This window comes from Serratia sp. Z4 (assembly GCF_009900725.1).
GTDB lineage: Bacteria > Pseudomonadota > Gammaproteobacteria > Enterobacterales > Enterobacteriaceae > Serratia > Serratia nematodiphila.
On record NZ_JAAABD010000010.1, the window covers coordinates 1 to 16079 of the forward strand.

A 16079-nucleotide genomic window follows, 5' to 3' on the forward strand; every position below is an offset into this window, starting at 1 on the left:
CCGAACTCAGAAGTGAAACGCCGTAGCGCCGATGGTAGTGTGGGGTCTCCCCATGCGAGAGTAGGACACTGCCAGGCATCAAATAAAGCCGAAAGCCCTGAACTGACGTTCAGGGCTTTTTGCTATGCGTAAAACGTAAAAAAGCGCAGCTACGCTGCGCCTTTCAACCACTCGACAATAAAGTCGGCGATGCTTTCCGGTTGATTGAGATCCAGCTGCTTAGCTGAAATGGATAGTGGTCGGTCGCTGGCTACCGCCACGACAAACTGATCCAACATGTCTTCCAACGGTTTGCCTATCTCGGCCCGATAAAGCAGGATTTTGCTGACCGGCTCATGTTTAAACCCTTCAACAAGAATCAAATCGATCTTATCGGCATCAAAACGCTCTGCCAGGTAGCGTAGATCCAAAGGTTGTTGCTCCGGCGTTTCGGTCATTAATGCCCAGCGGCGATCGCTGGCGACCAGCGTCTGATCGGCGCCCGCTTTACGCAGCTCATAGCTGTCCTTACCTGGCGTATCCACATCCATGTCGTGATGCGTATGTTTGATCAGTCCAATCCTTACCTGACGCTGTTTCAGCAACGGGATCAGCTGTTTGAGCAGGGTGGTTTTTCCCGTACCGCTGTAGGCGCCGATGGCCAGCAAGGGGGGCAATGAACGATTCATTTCTTTAACTCTCGTGTTTGCTGCCAATGTCGGCAGTCTTCCGGCGTATTCAGGTTATGAAATGCCGCTTGTTGTCCGCTGAACACCACGCGTTGTGCGTTAATCTGATGCAAGAACAGCATCAGCTTGCGTTCACCGCGCGCCAGATAGTCGGCCAGCTGCGGCGCTATTTGGGTATGCAGTAACGCCAGCGTAGGGTGATCACGTTCGCCATCGCTGGCAAAGGCAGCCGGCGCAGCGCCTTTTTGCCGCCAGAGTTGTGCCACTAAGTCAGCGGGAAAGTCGGGGACGTCACAAGGGACGAAGGCCACCCATTCGTTGGAAGATTGCTTGAGTCCGGCCAGCATACCGGCCAACGGCCCGGCGAAATCGGGCGTCAGATCGCCAATCACCGGCAAACCGCTCGCCTGGTAACATGCCTGATTGCGATTGGCGCTGATGACGATGGAAGCCACCTGCGGCCGTAACCGAGCCAATATGTGTTGATAGAGTGCGATACCACCAATCGACACCAGGCCTTTGTCTTCACCGCCCATACGCGTGGCCCGTCCACCGGCCAAAATGACGCCGCTGATTTCTTTATGCATCTCGTTTATCCCGCCTTGTCGATGGGCTGATTGTAGCGCTAAAGCAGGCGTGACATCAGGATTTACCTTTATTGACAAGCCGGTTCTTTCACTGTGTGGGTAAGCCTGTTACTTTGTGAGTTTATTCATGCTATTGGACGATATTGAGATGAAAACGCATCGCGTAAACGAGTTGATCGAGCTGTTGCACCCGGCCTGGCAGGAAGATCCCGATCTCAATTTGATGCAGTTTTTGCAAAAGCTGGCGAAGGAAGCGGGCTTCCAGGGCGAGTTGTCCGAACTGAGCGACGACATTCTCATTTATCACCTGAAAATGCGCGGTAGCGCCGGCACGGATCAGATCCCGGGTCTGAAGAAAGATTACGAAGAAGATTTTAAAACGGCGCTGCTGCGCGCTCGCGGCGTTATCAAGGACTGATCCTCGTGCGGTGCGAGAAAGCATAGCGCGTGAAATGCGCCATTAATGCTACTATTTCTCATTCCCGGCACCGTGCTGTCAGCGATCAAACGAACGTTATGAATAACTCTGCTTTTAATTTCGAAACCCTGTCGCCCGATTTGATTATGGACGCGCTAGAAGGAGTTGGCCTGCGCGTCGATTCCGGCCTCACGGCGCTGAACAGCTACGAGAACCGCGTCTATCAGTTTATGGACGAAGATCGCCGGCGCTACGTGGTGAAGTTTTACCGCCCGGAGCGCTGGAGCGCCGCACAGATCGGTGAGGAACATCAGTTCGCTCTGGATCTGGCCGGCGCGGAGATCCCGGCGGTGGCGCCGTTGGCGCTGCAAGGCGCTACCCTGCATACGCACGGCGGTTTTTTCTTTGCCCTGTTCCCCAGCGTGGGGGGCCGGCAATACGAGATAGACAATCTGGATCAGTTGGAATGGGTGGGCCGTTTTTTGGGGCGTATCCACCAGGTCGGCGGTGAGCGTTTGTTCGCTGAGCGGCCAACGATGGGGATTGAAGAGTACCTCACCGGCCCGCGTCAGGTGCTGGCCGATTGCGGGCTGCTACCGGCAACGCAGCGTGACGCGTTCCTGCAGGCGACGGATAATCTGATTACGGCGATCAAGTCGCACTGGCATCTGAACTGGCAGCCGCGCCGTTTGCACGGTGATTGCCATCCGGGCAATATTCTGTGGCGCGATGGCCCGCTGTTCGTCGATCTTGATGACGCGCGCAACGGCCCGGCAGTGCAGGATCTGTGGATGTTGCTGCACGGCGAACGTCGCGATCAACTGATGCAGCTGGATGTCTTGCTGGAGGCGTATAGCGAATTTGCCGAGTTCGATCAGCGCGAGCTGGCGTTGATTGAACCACTGCGGGCGATGCGCATGGTGTATTACCTGGCCTGGGTCGCTCGCCGCTGGCAGGATCCGGCCTTCCCTAAGAGTTTTCCGTGGATGGCGGAGTCTGATTTCTGGTTGTCTCAGACTGCGGCCTTCACCGAACAGGTTAAGCTGTTGCAGGAGCCTCCTCTGCAGCTGACGCCAATGTATTGAAGCTTTAACACAATGGAGAGTTTAGTCTTATGAAAAAAATATGGTTGGCGCTCGTTGGCATGGTGATGGCATTCAGCGCCTCGGCGGCACAGTTTAGCGATGGCGCTCAGTATGTGACTCTGGACAAACCGGTGACCGGCGAGCCGCAGGTGTTGGAGTTCTTCTCCTTCTACTGCCCGCACTGCTACCAGTTCGAGCAGGTCTATCATGTGTCTGAGAACGTAAAGAAAGCGCTGCCTGCCGGCACCAAAATGACCAAGTACCACGTGGAGTTCCTGGGGCCGTTGGGCAAACAGCTGACTCAGGCGTGGGCGGTGGCGATGGCGCTGGGCGTGGAAGACAAGGTGAGCCCGCTGATGTTTGAAGCGGTGCAGAAAACCCAGACCGTGCAAACGCCGGACGATATCCGCAACGTCTTCGTGAAAGCGGGCGTGACCGCTGCAGATTATGACGCGGCCTGGAACAGCTTCGTGGTGAAATCTCTGGTGGTTCAACAGGAGAAAGCCGCAGAAGATCTGCAGCTGCGCGGCGTGCCGGCGGTATTCGTCAACGGCAAATACATGGTTAAAAACGATGGCCTGGACACCAGCTCGATGGACGCTTACGTGAAGCAGTTCGCCGATGTGGTTAAATTCCTCAGCCAGCAGAAATAAGCCTGATTCAATATGAAAAACGCCGGCATCGCCGGCGTTTTTTTATCCGTATTGCCGCTTCAATTTATCCAGCAACCGGTCTTTTTCCTGCCACAGCGTATTCAGCCACAGCTGGAAGCGCCGCTTGAACTGTTTGTCGTTGAAGTAGTCGCCGTGCAGGGTTTCATCGATCGGCAGCGTCTCTATTCTCACCACGATACGCGTCAGCCGCCCACACAGCATATCCATAAAAGGCCGCTGGTTATTTTCCGGATAGAGCAGAGTAACGTTCAACACTTTGTCGAACTGATTGCCCAGCGCGCTGAGCGTAAACGCGATGCCGGCGGCTTTAGGCGCCAGCAAATTGCGATACGGCGAATTGCTTTTAATTTTCTTGGCTTCAGTGAAGCGCGAACCCTCGACGAAATTGACGATGGTGGTTGGACGCTGGCGGAATTTTTCGCAGGAACGGCGCGTCGTTTCGATATCCTTGCCGCGCTTTTCCGGATGCTTGAGCAAATAGGCGCGGGAATAACGCTTCATGAATGGCATATCCAGCGCCCAGCAGGCCAGGCCGACAAAAGGCACCCAGGCGAGCTGTTGCTTGAGGAAATACTTATTCATTGGAATATGATTTCTGAACAGCACGCATAACACGACAATGTCCGACCAGCTTTCGTGGTTGCTGATCAGCAGATACCAGTTTTTGCGATCCAACCCTTCCAGCCCTTCAATATCCCAACGCAATTGCCCGTTAATGCGCAATAACAGCGCCAGCCCTTGGCACCAACACCACATCATGAAATCGGCGAAAGCCGAGATATATCGCCAGACGGCGGGAATGGGCACCAGGAGTTTCACGATGCCGGCCAGCGTGATGGGGATGGAGCACAACACCGTCACCAGAATGGTAAGTATGACGGAAATGATAAAGATAACAGGCGTTAACAATCTTGGCATGATTATGGGCTGACGGTTGTTGGGAACATCGTTGCATGCCAAAGCGCATGAACAAAAACGCATTTTAACAGAAATCGCCGGGGTAAAGCGCCGCTAAAAATCACTGTTTTTCGTCTCGATGGATAACCATTTGCTGAGTTTTCGTGCAACTTGTCCAGCTTGTGCTATGGTAATTGAGGCGCCGAATTTGATTAATAGTGCGATTAAAATCCGGCGAAAGTTATATCCACAAATTCAATAAATGCCAGTAATAAAGCGTCGCCGGAATTCGTTCTTTTAACGCGGTGATTTAAATAGGAATTTTATTCGCCGTTATAACGATAATCGCAGCGTTATAATTCGGTCTCTTTTCTATGCACAAAGTTATCCACAGGTAAGATCTTGCGGATCCTCGCACACAATCACATCATTTTCGTCCGCAATGCACGCTAAGGTTCGTCTCCGGCGGCCAGCTATGGCATGCTTACCTCTATGTCCGATCACGATAAAGAAACGCTATGGCCCAGATTGCAGAAAACCCACTAATCCTGGTTGACGGTTCCTCCTACCTCTACCGCGCTTATCACGCCTTCCCGCCGCTGACCAACTCGGCGGGCGAGCCGACCGGCGCGATGTACGGCGTGCTGAATATGCTGCGCAGCCTGCTGCTGCAGTATCAACCGAGCCACGTTGCCGTGGTGTTTGATGCCAAAGGGAAAACCTTCCGCGATGATCTCTTCGCTGAATACAAATCACACCGGCCGCCGATGCCGGACGATCTGCGCGCGCAGATCGAGCCGCTGCACAGCATGGTCAAGGCAATGGGCCTGCCGCTGCTGGTGACACCCGGCGTTGAGGCGGACGACGTTATCGGTACGCTGGCGCTGGAGGCCGAAAAGGCCGGCCATGCGGTGCTGATCAGCACCGGCGACAAAGATATGGCGCAGCTGGTGACGCCGAACGTCACCCTGATCAACACCATGAACAACACGATCCTCGGCCCGCAGGAAGTGTGCGACAAGTACGGCATTCCGCCGGAGTTGATCATCGACTTCCTGGCGCTGATGGGCGATTCATCGGACAACATTCCCGGCGTACCGGGCGTGGGCGAGAAAACCGCCCAGGCGTTGCTGCAGGGGATCGGCGGGCTGGATGCGCTGTACGGCAATCTGGAGAACATCGCCACGCTGAGCTTCCGCGGCGCCAAAACCATGGCGGCCAAGCTGGAGCAGAACAAAGAGGTCGCGTACCTCTCCTATAAGCTGGCGACGATCAAAACCGACGTCGAACTGGATCTGACCTGCGCGGACCTGACGGTATCTGAGCCGGATGTCGATACGCTGCAACAGCTGTTCAAACAGTACGAGTTCAAACGCTGGCTGGCGGACGTGGAAGCCGGCGTCTGGCTGGAAAACAAGAAAGGCGCGGGCGCGAAAGCTGCCGGCGCCGCCAAACCGGCAGCCGCCGTGGAAGCGCCGAAAGCCTTGGCGGAAGCCAAGCTGTCCCAGGACGGGTATGTCACTATCCTGGATGAAGCGACCTTTACCGACTGGCTGGCGCGGCTGAAAAAGGCCGACGTGTTTGCCTTCGATACCGAAACCGACGGTCTGGATACCCTGACCGCCAACCTGATCGGCCTGTCCTTCGCGATCGCGCCGGGCGAAGCGGCCTATTTGCCGGTGGCGCACGATTATCTGGATGCGCCGGCGCAGCTGGATCGCGCTTATGTGCTGGAGGCGCTCAAGCCGCTGCTGGAAGACGAGAAGGCGCTCAAGGTCGGGCAAAACCTGAAGTTCGACATGAGCCTGCTGGCGCGCTACGGCATCGAGATGCGCGGCATCGCCTACGACACCATGTTGGAGTCCTATGTGCTGGACAGCGTCGGCGGCCGTCACGATATGGACAGCCTGGCCGATCGTTATCTGGGCCACAAAACCATCACCTTCGAAGAGATCGCCGGCAAGGGCAAAAACCAGCTGACGTTCAATCAGATCGCGCTGGAGCAGGCGGCGCCTTACGCCGCCGAAGATGCCGATGTCACGCTGCAGCTGCACCTGGCGATGTGGCCGCAGCTGAAACAGAGCGCGGAACTGCTGACGGTATTCAATGAGATTGAAATGCCGCTGCTGCCGGTGCTGTCGCATATCGAACGCACCGGGGTGCTGATCGATCCGGCCATTTTGTCGGCCCACTCCCAGGAGTTGGCCAAGCGTCTGGCAGAGTTGGAGGCGCAGGCCCACGAGCTGGCGGAAGAGCCGTTCAACCTGGCGTCGACCAAGCAGCTGCAGGCGATCCTGTACGAAAAACAAAAGCTGCCGGTGCTGAAGAAAACCCCGGGCGGGGCGCCGTCCACCAACGAAGAGGTGCTGGCCGAGCTGGCGCTGGACTACCCGCTGCCGAAGGTGATCCTGGAATACCGCGGCCTGGCGAAACTGAAGACTACCTATACCGACAAGCTGCCGTTGATGATCAATCCGGTCAGCGGCCGGGTGCATACCTCGTACCATCAGGCGGTGACCGCCACCGGCCGCCTCTCCTCGAGCGATCCGAACCTGCAGAATATCCCGGTGCGCAACGAAGAAGGGCGGCGCATTCGCCAGGCCTTTATTGCGCCGGAAGGCTACCGCATCGTTGCGGCCGACTACTCGCAGATCGAGCTGCGCATCATGGCGCATCTGTCACAGGATGAGGGGCTGCTGAAGGCCTTCGCCGAAGGGAAAGACATTCACCGCGCCACGGCGTCGGAAGTTTTCGGCGTGCCGTTGGATAAAGTGACCGGCGAGCAGCGCCGCAGCGCCAAGGCGATTAACTTCGGTTTGATTTACGGCATGAGCGCCTTCGGCCTGGCGCGTCAGTTGGGGATCCCGCGTGGGGAAGCCCAGCGCTATATGGATCTCTACTTTGAGCGTTACCCGGGCGTGCTGGATTACATGGAGCGCACCCGTCAGCAGGCTTCCGAGCAGGGCTATGTCAGCACGCTGGACGGCCGCCGTCTGTATCTGCCGGACGTCCGCTCCAGCAACGCCATGCGCCGCAAGGCGGCCGAGCGCGCCGCCATCAACGCCCCGATGCAGGGCACGGCAGCCGATATCATCAAGCGTGCGATGATCGAGGTCGACGCCTGGCTGCAAGGGCAGGAGAAGCCGTTGGTGCGCGCGATCATGCAGGTGCACGATGAATTGGTGTTCGAGGTGCATGAATCGGTGATCGAAGAAGCCAGCCAGCGCATCCGCCAACTGATGGAAGGCAGCATGGCTCTGGCGGTGCCGCTGAAGGTCGATGTGGGCGTCGGCATGAACTGGGATGAAGCGCACTGATCGCCGGGTTATCGCCGTATGCGCTAACTGGCGAGAAGCTAAGCACTTTTCGTAATTAAGCTACAAGATGCGGCGATAGTTTCCCCAACTTCGCCGTTCTTGCGCCGCAAATTGTGTAAGTAAACTACAAAAAATTCTTTTTCCCTGCGAAAAAATGATGTAGAGTTACAGGCGTAGGGTACAGAGGTAAGATGTTCTATCTTTCAGACCTTTTACTTCACGTAATCGGATTTGGCTGAATATTTAGCCGCCCCAGTCAGTATTGACTGGGGCGTTTTTTATTGTAAAAACAGCAGCAAACCATACGTTTTTCCTATCGCTCGGCCCCGCTTTTCATTTCAGCTTCCGCTCCCTCAATCCGCGTAATTCGGCGAGACAAGCCCGTTTTGGCAATAAGTCTTTATGATGGCTTTATTTCAAAAGTGTAATTAGATAACAAAAAATCCCGCCTGCGGCCGATCTGCGGGCATAAAAAAGCCGATGCGGCTAGGCATCGGCTCAAGCGTGCGATCAGGGCTTATTCGCCGATGTCCTCTTCCGGCAGCACTTCCGGCGGGATCTCGTTAAACCAGGTGTCCAGCTTTTGGCGCAGCTTGTCGACGCCGATCTTTTTCAGCGATGAGAAGGCTTCGACCTGGATATCTCCCATAAACGGCAGCACCGCTTCACGCACCATGTTGAGCTGCGCCTTGCGTGCGCCGGAGGCCAGCTTGTCGGCCTTGGTCAGCAACACCAGCACCGGCGTGCCGACGTCGACCGCCCACTGGATCATCTGCTGGTCGAGATCTTTCAGCGGATGGCGGATATCCATCAGCACCACCAGCCCTTTCAGGCTGTTGCGCATCTGCAGGTATTCGCCCAGCGCGCGTTGCCATTTGCGCTTCATTTCTTCCGGCACTTCGGCGTAGCCATAACCCGGCAGGTCGACCAGACGAATGCCGTCTTCCACTTCGAACAGGTTGATCAGCTGGGTGCGCCCCGGCGTCTTACTGGTGCGCGCCAGGCTTTTTTGGTTGGTCAGCGTATTCAGCGCGCTGGATTTACCGGCGTTGGAACGGCCGGCAAAGGCGACTTCAATTCCTGCATCCCCCGGAAGATGGCGAATATCGGGTGCGCTGGTGACGAAATGGGTCACATGATAGTTGTAGTTCTTGCTGGTCAAAATTTTTCGTCTCCGTGAGGATGGCTAACTGGTTGGCGATTATAACTGCATCAGCGGTAAAAATGGCGTGTTTCTCCGTTTTTAAGCGGCGGGGCGCGATAAAACGACAGTTAAGCCGACCGTACGTTGTGAGACATTTGCCATTCGAATCGCGGGTAATGTCGCTTTATTCGAAAGTGATATTTCTGTTTTTATTTTAAAAACAACATGTTGTTTTTTCGTTGTGTGGAAATGTCAGTCAAATCGGCGTCAGGTGCCTTGAGCCTTCGCAACAATAACGTAAAGTACTCGTTAACGCAGGGTTGCGCAGGATTAGGGAACATCCGGGAAGGATGACAAATCTCAGGGAATGCACAGGGCGTGCAATGAGTGCCAGGATGAACGCAAAAGGAAGTGACCCTTTCGCACCGGAATAGGCGGCAGGCACATCGGATGGTGAAGTATCGGCAGTTTGGATGCCCGCAGGAAGCGCGCTCGGGAAGAGCGGATGCGAATGGATTGCGCCATGGACGATTTTCCTTTCAGGATGAAGGACGTAGTGGCAGGGAATGCGGTTATAGCAGAAGGAAAAACCGGGATGTTGCATGTACGCAAGGAGCGCGTAACAGGAATACCCTTCGCAAGAAGGTGCGAAATAGGCGGCAGGTTTAACCTGCCGCCTTTTTTCTTTGTCCGCTTTCTGCTAGATTCCGCCGCAATTCTATACTGAATCTACATACCTAAGAGCACACGCTATGAACCAGCCATCAAAAGCACCTCGCGGCAGCGCGGCGAAGTCAAAAACGAAAAAGAAAAGCCGTATGGAGCTCGATCAGGAAGCGCGCGAGCGCAAACGCCTGAAAAAGCGCCGCGGCCACGCTTCCGGTTCACGCACTCAGGTCGAGTCCGGCAGCCAGAAAAACAAATCGGCGGCGGAAGCCAAAGATCCGCGTATCGGCAGTAAAGTGCCGGTTGCGCTGGTGGTCGACGAAACCAAAGTGAAGCCCAAACCGCAGCCGAAGCCAAAGGCCGAAGCGAAACCGCGCCTGTCGCCGGAAGAAGAGCTGGCGAAGCTGGAAAATGACGAACGCCTGAACGCGCTGCTGGATCGCATCGACGATGGCGAAACGCTGAACGCGCAAGAGCAGGCGTATGTCGACAAGACGCTGGATCGCATCGATGTGCTGATGGACGTGCTGGGCATCGAGCTGGGCGATGAAGACGATGAGGAAGAAGAAGAGAAGCAGGAAGATATTCTGAAGCTGCTGAAAGGCGGCAACCCGAAGGACGCTTTTTAACGCGCCATGTGGCTGATCCCGACAATAGCCCTACTCTTGATGTGTTATCTGCTGTGGTTATTCGGTAAACTATGGCGGCTGTCTAAGCGCAAAGCGCGTTTTCGCAGCGCTTCCGTGGCCAGACAGCGCAGACAACCGCCTCTCTCCCGGCCCGGTAGAAAAAGATATCGGAAGGAGTGAGCATGTCAGAGCAGACGATTGTCTGGGATTTGGCCCTGATCCAAAAATATAACTACTCAGGGCCGCGTTATACTTCATACCCCACGGCGCTCGAGTTTAACCAGCGCTACGACGAAGCGGCGTTTCAACGCGCCGCGGTGCGCTACCCTGAGCGCCCGCTGTCGCTGTACGTGCATATCCCTTTCTGCCATAAGCTGTGCTATTTCTGCGGCTGCAACAAGCTGGTGACGCGCCAGACGCACAAGGCCGACGAATACCTGAACGTTTTGGCGCAAGAGATCGCCAGCCGTGCGCCGCTGTTCGCCGGCCGCAAGGTCGGTCAGATGCACTGGGGCGGCGGTACGCCAACCTATCTGGATAAAGCGCAAATCAGCCGGCTGGTGGCGGTGCTGCGCGAACATTTTGATTTTCTGCCCGATGCGGAGATGTCGATCGAAGTCGATCCGCGCGAGATAGCGCTGGATGTGCTCGATCATTTACGCGCCGAAGGCTTTAACCGTTTGAGCATGGGGGTGCAGGATTTCAACAAGCAGGTGCAGCAGTTGGTCAACCGCGAGCAGGATGAAGCCTTCATTTTCGCCCTGATCGAGCGGGCCAAAGCGCTGGGCTTCCGCTCGACCAATATCGATCTGATCTACGGCCTGCCGAAACAGACGCCGGAAAGCTTCGCCTTCACCCTGCAGCGGGTGGCTGAACTGAATCCCGATCGCCTCAGCGTGTTCAACTACGCGCATATGCCGAATTTATTCGCCGCCCAGCGCAAAATCAAAGACGCCGATCTGCCCAGCGCGCAGCAGAAGCTGGATATCCTGCAGCAGAGCATCGCGTTCCTGACTGACGCCGGCTATCAGTTTATCGGCATGGATCACTTTGCACGCCCGGACGATGAGTTGGCGATTGCGCAACGCGAAGGCAAGCTGCACCGCAATTTCCAGGGCTACACCACCCAGGGCGACAGCGATCTGCTGGGGTTGGGCGTGTCGGCCATCAGCATGCTCGGCGACAGCTATGCGCAGAACCAGAAAGAGCTGAAGCATTACTATGAGAGCGTACCGGCGCAGGGCAACGCCCTGTGGCGCGGGCTGGCGCTGACGGACGACGATTGTCTGCGGCGCGATCTGATCAAAACCCTGATCTGCAACTTCCGGTTGGCGTATCAGCCGCTCGAACGGCAATACGGCATCGATTTCACCGCTTACTTCGCCGAAGACCTGCAGCTGCTGGCGCAGTTTGAACGCGATGGGCTGGTGGAGCGCGACGAGCAGGGCATTCGCGTCACGCCGCGCGGGCGCTTGCTGATCCGCAATATTTGCATGTGCTTCGACCGCTATCTGCGGCAACAGGCGCGCAGCCAGCAGTTCTCTCGGGTGATCTGAGGATGAAAAAACAGCCGCTGATGCGGCTGTTTTTTTAACTGAAGAAGTTAATCAGCGCGGCGCACAACACCGCGGCAACCGCCGCCTGCGGGGTGTGGCTGGCGGCGGAGCCCAGCTCCGCGCCCTGAGAAATGAATGCGATGAATGAGTCCAGCATCGTCAACCTCCAGAGTGTGCGACACGATCATACTGCGCCCGCGCCGGCTGTAAAGTCTGTGGTTGGCGTTTTTTTGTGCGCCGGACTGCGTTTTTCATCATCCACCCCGTTCCTATTCCATGCCCAGCTCTTTAAGCTTGCGGGTGAGGGTATTGCGCCCCCAGCCCAGCAGGCGCGCGGCTTCCTGTTTGTGCCCTTGGGTGTGGCGCAGGGCGGTGGTGAGCAGCGTGCGCTCCATTTCCGGCTGCGCTTCCGACAGCAGATTTTGATGACCGGAACGCAGCGCGCGATCGGCCCACTGCGCCAGCAGCGTGGCCCAGCTGTCCGGCAGACTGTGGCTGGGGCTTTCCGGCGCGGCGGTTTCGAACAGTTCGCCCGGCAGATCCTGAATCAGCACCTCTTGCCCGGCGGCCATCACCGTCAGCCAGCGGCAGGTGTTCTCCAGCTGGCGCACGTTGCCCGGCCAGGGCAGGCGGGTCAGCGCGGTTTCGGTTTCCGGATGCAGGTTCTTGGCCTCGACGCCCAGCTCCTTGGCGGCGATCTGCAGGAAGTGGCGCGCCAGCCGCGGGATGTCTTCACGGCGTTCGCGCAGCGGCGGCAGGTGTACACGGATCACGTTCAGGCGGTGGAACAGATCCTCGCGGAACTTGCCTTCTTGTACCCGCAGCTCCAGGTTCTGGTGCGTGGCGGCGATGATGCGTACGTCGACCTTCACCGGCGCATAGCCGCCGACCCGGTAGAACTGGCCGTCCGCCAGCACCCGCAGCAGGCGCGTTTGCACGTCGAGCGGCATATCGCCGATCTCGTCGAGGAACAGCGTGCCGCCGTCGGCCTGTTCAAAGCGCCCCTGACGGATTTGGTTAGCGCCGGTGAAGGCGCCTTTCTCGTGGCCGAACAGCTCGGACTCGATCAGATCCTTGGGAATAGCGGCCATATTCAGGGCGATGAACGGTGATTTGGCGCGCGGGCTGTGGCGGTGCAGCGCATGTGCCACCAGCTCTTTACCGGTGCCGGATTCGCCGTTGATCAGCACGCTGATCGACGAACGCGAGAGCCGACCGATGATGCGAAACACGTCCTGCATCGCCGGCGCTTCGCCGATGATGTCCGCCGCCGGATCGCTGGCCGGCTGGCTGCGCACCGGCTGCTGCTGTTCCTGATAATGGCTGATGGCGCGCTCGACCAGCGCCACCGCTTCGTCGATGTCGAACGGTTTCGGCAGGTAGTCGAAGGCCCCTTGCTGATAGGCGCTGACGGCCGCGTCCAAATCCGAATGCGCGGTCATGATGATCACCGGCAGCATCGGGTGGCGCTGTTTGATCTGCTTGAGCAGCGCCAGACCATCAATGCCCGGCATGCGGATATCGGACAGCAGCACGTCGGGGGTTTGCGTGGCCAAGGCTTCCAGCACGTCATTGCCGCCTTCGAAGGTGGCGCAGCTCAGGCCCGCGCCGGTGAGCGCGCGCTCAAGCACCCAGCGGATGGAGCTATCGTCATCGACGATCCAGACTATCCCTCGTTGCATTGCAAACCTCACTGACGAATGGGCAGGTAGACCGAGAATTCGGTATGACCTGGCCAACTGTTGAACTCAATTTTTCCGCAATGCTGATCGATCAGATTGCGGGCGATGGATAATCCCAGGCCGGTACCGCCTTCACGGCCGCTGACCATCGGGTAGAACAGCGTGTCCTGCAGCTGCGCCGGCACGCCGGGGCCGTCGTCTTCGACATCGATGCGCGCCGCCAGGCGATAGCGGGTGCCGTGCAACGTAATCTGAAACGCGGTGCGGGTGCGCAGCGTGATGGTGCCGCCCGCCTCACCCAGCGCCTGCAGCGCATTGCGGGTGATGTTCAGCAGCACCTGCTCTATCTGATCCGGGTCGTGGGCCATTTCCGGCAGGCTGGGATCGTAGTCGCGCACTAGCGTGACGTTATCCGGCATTTCCAGCGACACCAGCTGGCAGACGCGCTCCGCGACCTGATGGATGCTTTGGGTGATGTGCTGGCCGGGCCGCTGCGGTCCGAGCAGGCGATCCACCAGATTGCGCAGCCGATCGGCCTGCTCAATGATCACCTTGGTGTATTCGGTCAGCGCCGGATCGGGCAGCGCCTTGGCCAGCAGCTGCGCCGCGCCGCGCAGGCCGCCCAGCGGGTTTTTAATCTCGTGCGCCAAACCGCGCACCAGATCGCGGGCCGCCACCTGTTGGGCATGCTGCAGCTGTTCCTGGCTCAGGCGGCGCTGATTGTCCATCGGCGCCAGTTCGACCAGGATATAGCCTTCCGGCAGCGCTTGAGCGGTCAGGGAAAGGATATGCGCGCGGCCGTCGACCACCAGAGTTACTTCGTTGTCGGTGAAGCCCTGCCCGGCGCGCAGGCTTTCGCGCATCAAAGAGACGTTCAGCGAAAAATAACCAAGCAAATCGGGCAGCGGCGTGCCGAACAGCTTGCGGGAGCTTTGCGCCAGCAGCTGCTGTGCCGCCGGGTTGGCGTAGTGAACCGCCAGTGAGTCATCCAACAGCAGGATGCTGTTGATGAGTGAATTGAGGATCTGCCCAGCATCGGGCAGCTTGCCAGTTGCCATACAGCAGACTCCTGCACCTTTTTAGTGCATCTATCCTACTCCATCCGGGATCGACGCGGTATGGAATAGTTTTGCAGAAAATACGGTGGAGAAAAAAACCCATCCGAAGATGGGCTGAAAGTTTCCACGGCAACAAAAAAGCGATAACAAAAATTGTGGGCGCCGTCCGCCTTTTCAGACGGCGCGGGTAGGGCTTAGACGCTGTAGTACAGTTCGAACTCGACCGGGTGTGGCGTCATGCGAATGCGGTCCATCTCTTCTTTGCGCAGTTCGATGTAGGCATCGATCGCATCGTCGGTGAACACGCCGCCGCGGGTCAGGAACTCGCGGTCTTCGTTCAGTGCGGCCATCGCCTCGTCCAGCGAGCCGGCCACTTTTGGGATCTCGGCTTCTTCTTCCGGCGGCAGATCGTACAGGTTCTTGTCCATGGCATCGCCAGGGTGGATCTTGTTGATGATGCCGTCCAGGCCGGCCATCAGCAGTGCGGCGAAGCACAGGTATGGGTTAGCCGCCGGATCCGGGAAGCGGGCTTCGATGCGGCGCGCTTTCGGGCTGGCGACCACCGGGATGCGGATAGACGCGGAGCGGTTACGGGCGGAGTAAGCCAGCATCACCGGCGCTTCGTAGCCTGGCACCAGACGTTTGTACGAGTTGGTGGTCGGGTTGGCCAGCGCGTTGATCGCCTTGGCGTGCTTGATGATACCGCCGATGTAGAACAGTGCGGTTTCAGACAGGCCGCCGTATTTGTCGCCGGCGAACAGGTTGGTGCCGTTCTTGGACAGCGACATGTGGCAGTGCATGCCGGAACCGTTGTCGCCGAACATGGGTTTCGGCATGAAGGTCGCGGTTTTACCGAAGGCGTGCGCCACGTTGTGCACCACGTACTTGTAGATCTGAATTTCGTCGGCTTTCTTGGTCATGGTGTTGAAGCGGGTCGCCACTTCGTTCTGACCGGCGGTCGCCACTTCGTGGTGGTGCGCTTCAACCACCAGGCCCATCTCTTCCATGGTCAGACACATGGTGGAACGCAGATCCTGCGAAGAGTCGACCGGTGGAACCGGGAAGTAACCGCCTTTCACCGCCGGACGGTGGCCTTTGTTGCCGCCGTCGTATTTTGTGCCGGAGTTCCAGGCGCCTTCGATATCGTCGATCGCCACGTGGGAACCGCGGATGCTGCTGCCGAAGCGGATGTCGTCGAACAGGAAGAACTCAGGCTCTGGCCCGAACAGCACGGTGTCCGCGATGCCGGAGGAGCGCAGGAAGTCTTCGGCGCGTTTGGAGATGGAGCGCGGGTCGCGATCGTAGCCTTGCATGGTGCCCGGCTCGAGAATGTCACAGCGAATGATCAGCGTAGGTTCTTCGAAGAACGGATCCAGAACCGCCGTGCTGGCGTCCGGCATCAGCACCATGTCAGATTCGTTGATGCCCTTCCAACCACCGATAGAGGAGCCGTCAAACATTTTACCTTCTTCGAAGAAGTCGGCGTTTACCTGGTGAGCCGGGATAGTCACGTGCTGTTCCTTACCCTTGGTGTCAGTGAAACGCAGGTCTACGAATTTCACTTCATGCTCATTCAGCATCGTCAAAACGTGTTCAGCGGACATACTTAACTCTCCCGGTTTATCATTGTCGTCGTCGTGGAACGAATCTGTGGAACTGGCTTTTTTTCGCCTTGAAAAGACTAAAGCGAAAAGCGTG

The 16079-nt window shown here is 57.5% G+C and carries 14 protein-coding genes; 6 read left to right on the forward strand and 8 right to left on the reverse strand.

Annotated features, from left to right (window positions below):
• Positions 1 to 149: 149 nt before the first annotated feature.
• Together mobB and mobA are read right to left on the reverse strand one after the other, a co-directional pair.
• Complete coding sequence (gene mobB, locus GT753_RS23145) at positions 150 to 668, reverse strand: molybdopterin-guanine dinucleotide biosynthesis protein MobB (RefSeq protein ID WP_031299931.1); 519 nt, start codon at positions 666 to 668, stop codon at positions 150 to 152.
• Positions 665 to 1255, reverse strand: a complete 591-nt coding sequence (gene mobA, locus GT753_RS23150) for a molybdenum cofactor guanylyltransferase MobA (protein WP_049240864.1) — start codon at positions 1253 to 1255, stop codon at positions 665 to 667. The genes mobB and mobA overlap by 4 nt, the downstream gene beginning before the upstream one ends.
• Positions 1256 to 1403: 148 nt before the next feature.
• Here mobA and GT753_RS23155 point away from each other — a divergent pair, with 148 nt between their 5' ends.
• The 3 genes from GT753_RS23155 to dsbA all read left to right on the forward strand — a co-directional run bounded on the left by GT753_RS23155 (position 1404) and on the right by dsbA (position 3411).
• A complete protein-coding gene (locus tag GT753_RS23155) occupies positions 1404 to 1673 on the forward strand; it encodes a YihD family protein (protein ID WP_004931268.1) in 270 nt (89 codons plus the stop codon).
• A 98-nt stretch (positions 1674 to 1771) separates the two neighbouring features.
• Positions 1772 to 2758 (forward strand): serine/threonine protein kinase, encoded by a 987-nt coding sequence (locus tag GT753_RS23160; RefSeq protein WP_160125994.1) that lies wholly within the window; start codon positions 1772 to 1774, stop codon positions 2756 to 2758.
• 29 nt (positions 2759 to 2787) lie between these two features.
• Positions 2788 to 3411, forward strand: a complete 624-nt coding sequence (gene dsbA, locus GT753_RS23165) for a thiol:disulfide interchange protein DsbA (RefSeq protein ID WP_004931264.1) — start codon at positions 2788 to 2790, stop codon at positions 3409 to 3411.
• A gap of 42 nt (positions 3412 to 3453) precedes the next feature.
• Here the strand turns inward: dsbA and GT753_RS23170 are convergent, their stop codons facing one another.
• On the reverse strand, positions 3454 to 4350 hold the full coding sequence (locus GT753_RS23170; RefSeq protein WP_015379457.1) for an acyltransferase: 897 nt from the start codon (positions 4348 to 4350) through the stop codon (positions 3454 to 3456).
• A gap of 497 nt (positions 4351 to 4847) precedes the next feature.
• Between GT753_RS23170 and polA the strand changes: the two genes are divergently transcribed.
• Positions 4848 to 7646, forward strand: a complete 2799-nt coding sequence (polA, locus tag GT753_RS23175; RefSeq protein ID WP_021504486.1) for a DNA polymerase I — start codon at positions 4848 to 4850, stop codon at positions 7644 to 7646.
• Positions 7647 to 8163: 517 nt separating this feature from the next.
• On the opposite strand, the gene yihA is transcribed toward polA, so the two are convergent.
• Positions 8164 to 8808: a ribosome biogenesis GTP-binding protein YihA/YsxC gene (gene yihA / locus GT753_RS23180; RefSeq protein WP_004931258.1), complete on the reverse strand. Its 645-nt coding sequence runs from the start codon at positions 8806 to 8808 to the stop codon at positions 8164 to 8166.
• Positions 8809 to 9542: 734 nt separating this feature from the next.
• On the opposite strand from yihA, the gene yihI reads away from it, so the two are divergent.
• Entirely contained in the window at positions 9543 to 10085 is a 543-nt protein-coding gene (yihI, locus tag GT753_RS23185; protein ID WP_160125995.1) for a Der GTPase-activating protein YihI, read from the forward strand.
• 182 nt (positions 10086 to 10267) lie between these two features.
• A complete protein-coding gene (gene hemN / locus GT753_RS23190) occupies positions 10268 to 11641 on the forward strand; it encodes an oxygen-independent coproporphyrinogen III oxidase (RefSeq protein ID WP_160125996.1) in 1374 nt (457 codons plus the stop codon).
• 34 nt (positions 11642 to 11675) lie between these two features.
• Here hemN and GT753_RS23195 read toward each other — a convergent pair whose 3' ends face one another.
• From GT753_RS23195 to glnA, 4 genes are all read right to left on the reverse strand, one after another.
• Positions 11676 to 11798 (reverse strand): YshB family small membrane protein, encoded by a 123-nt coding sequence (locus GT753_RS23195; RefSeq protein WP_004931250.1) that lies wholly within the window; start codon positions 11796 to 11798, stop codon positions 11676 to 11678.
• A 112-nt stretch (positions 11799 to 11910) separates the two neighbouring features.
• Positions 11911 to 13323 (reverse strand): nitrogen regulation protein NR(I), encoded by a 1413-nt coding sequence (gene glnG, locus GT753_RS23200; RefSeq protein WP_015379452.1) that lies wholly within the window; start codon positions 13321 to 13323, stop codon positions 11911 to 11913.
• Between the two features lie 8 nt (positions 13324 to 13331).
• Positions 13332 to 14381: a nitrogen regulation protein NR(II) gene (gene glnL, locus GT753_RS23205; protein WP_004931246.1), complete on the reverse strand. Its 1050-nt coding sequence runs from the start codon at positions 14379 to 14381 to the stop codon at positions 13332 to 13334.
• Positions 14382 to 14575: 194 nt separating this feature from the next.
• Entirely contained in the window at positions 14576 to 15985 is a 1410-nt protein-coding gene (glnA, locus tag GT753_RS23210) for a glutamate--ammonia ligase (protein ID WP_004931244.1), read from the reverse strand.
• Between the last annotated feature and the right edge of the window lie 94 nt (positions 15986 to 16079).

Bases quoted from the DNA above. Each gene is read 5' to 3' on its own strand.
- mobB (WP_031299931.1), bottom strand. From the start codon at position 668: ATGAATCGTTCATTGCCCCCCTTGCTGGCCATCGGCGCCTACAGCGGT.
- mobA (WP_049240864.1), bottom strand. From the start codon at position 1,255: ATGCATAAAGAAATCAGCGGCGTCATTTTGGCCGGTGGACGGGCCACG.
- GT753_RS23155 (WP_004931268.1), top strand. From the start codon at position 1,404: ATGAAAACGCATCGCGTAAACGAGTTGATCGAGCTGTTGCACCCGGCC.
- GT753_RS23160 (WP_160125994.1), top strand. From the start codon at position 1,772: ATGAATAACTCTGCTTTTAATTTCGAAACCCTGTCGCCCGATTTGATT.
- dsbA (WP_004931264.1), top strand. From the start codon at position 2,788: ATGAAAAAAATATGGTTGGCGCTCGTTGGCATGGTGATGGCATTCAGC.
- GT753_RS23170 (WP_015379457.1), bottom strand. From the start codon at position 4,350: ATGCCAAGATTGTTAACGCCTGTTATCTTTATCATTTCCGTCATACTT.
- polA (WP_021504486.1), top strand. From the start codon at position 4,848: ATGGCCCAGATTGCAGAAAACCCACTAATCCTGGTTGACGGTTCCTCC.
- yihI (WP_160125995.1), top strand. From the start codon at position 9,543: ATGAACCAGCCATCAAAAGCACCTCGCGGCAGCGCGGCGAAGTCAAAA.
- hemN (WP_160125996.1), top strand. From the start codon at position 10,268: ATGTCAGAGCAGACGATTGTCTGGGATTTGGCCCTGATCCAAAAATAT.
- GT753_RS23195 (WP_004931250.1), bottom strand. From the start codon at position 11,798: ATGCTGGACTCATTCATCGCATTCATTTCTCAGGGCGCGGAGCTGGGC.
- glnG (WP_015379452.1), bottom strand. From the start codon at position 13,323: ATGCAACGAGGGATAGTCTGGATCGTCGATGACGATAGCTCCATCCGC.
- glnL (WP_004931246.1), bottom strand. From the start codon at position 14,381: ATGGCAACTGGCAAGCTGCCCGATGCTGGGCAGATCCTCAATTCACTC.
- glnA (WP_004931244.1), bottom strand. From the start codon at position 15,985: ATGTCCGCTGAACACGTTTTGACGATGCTGAATGAGCATGAAGTGAAA.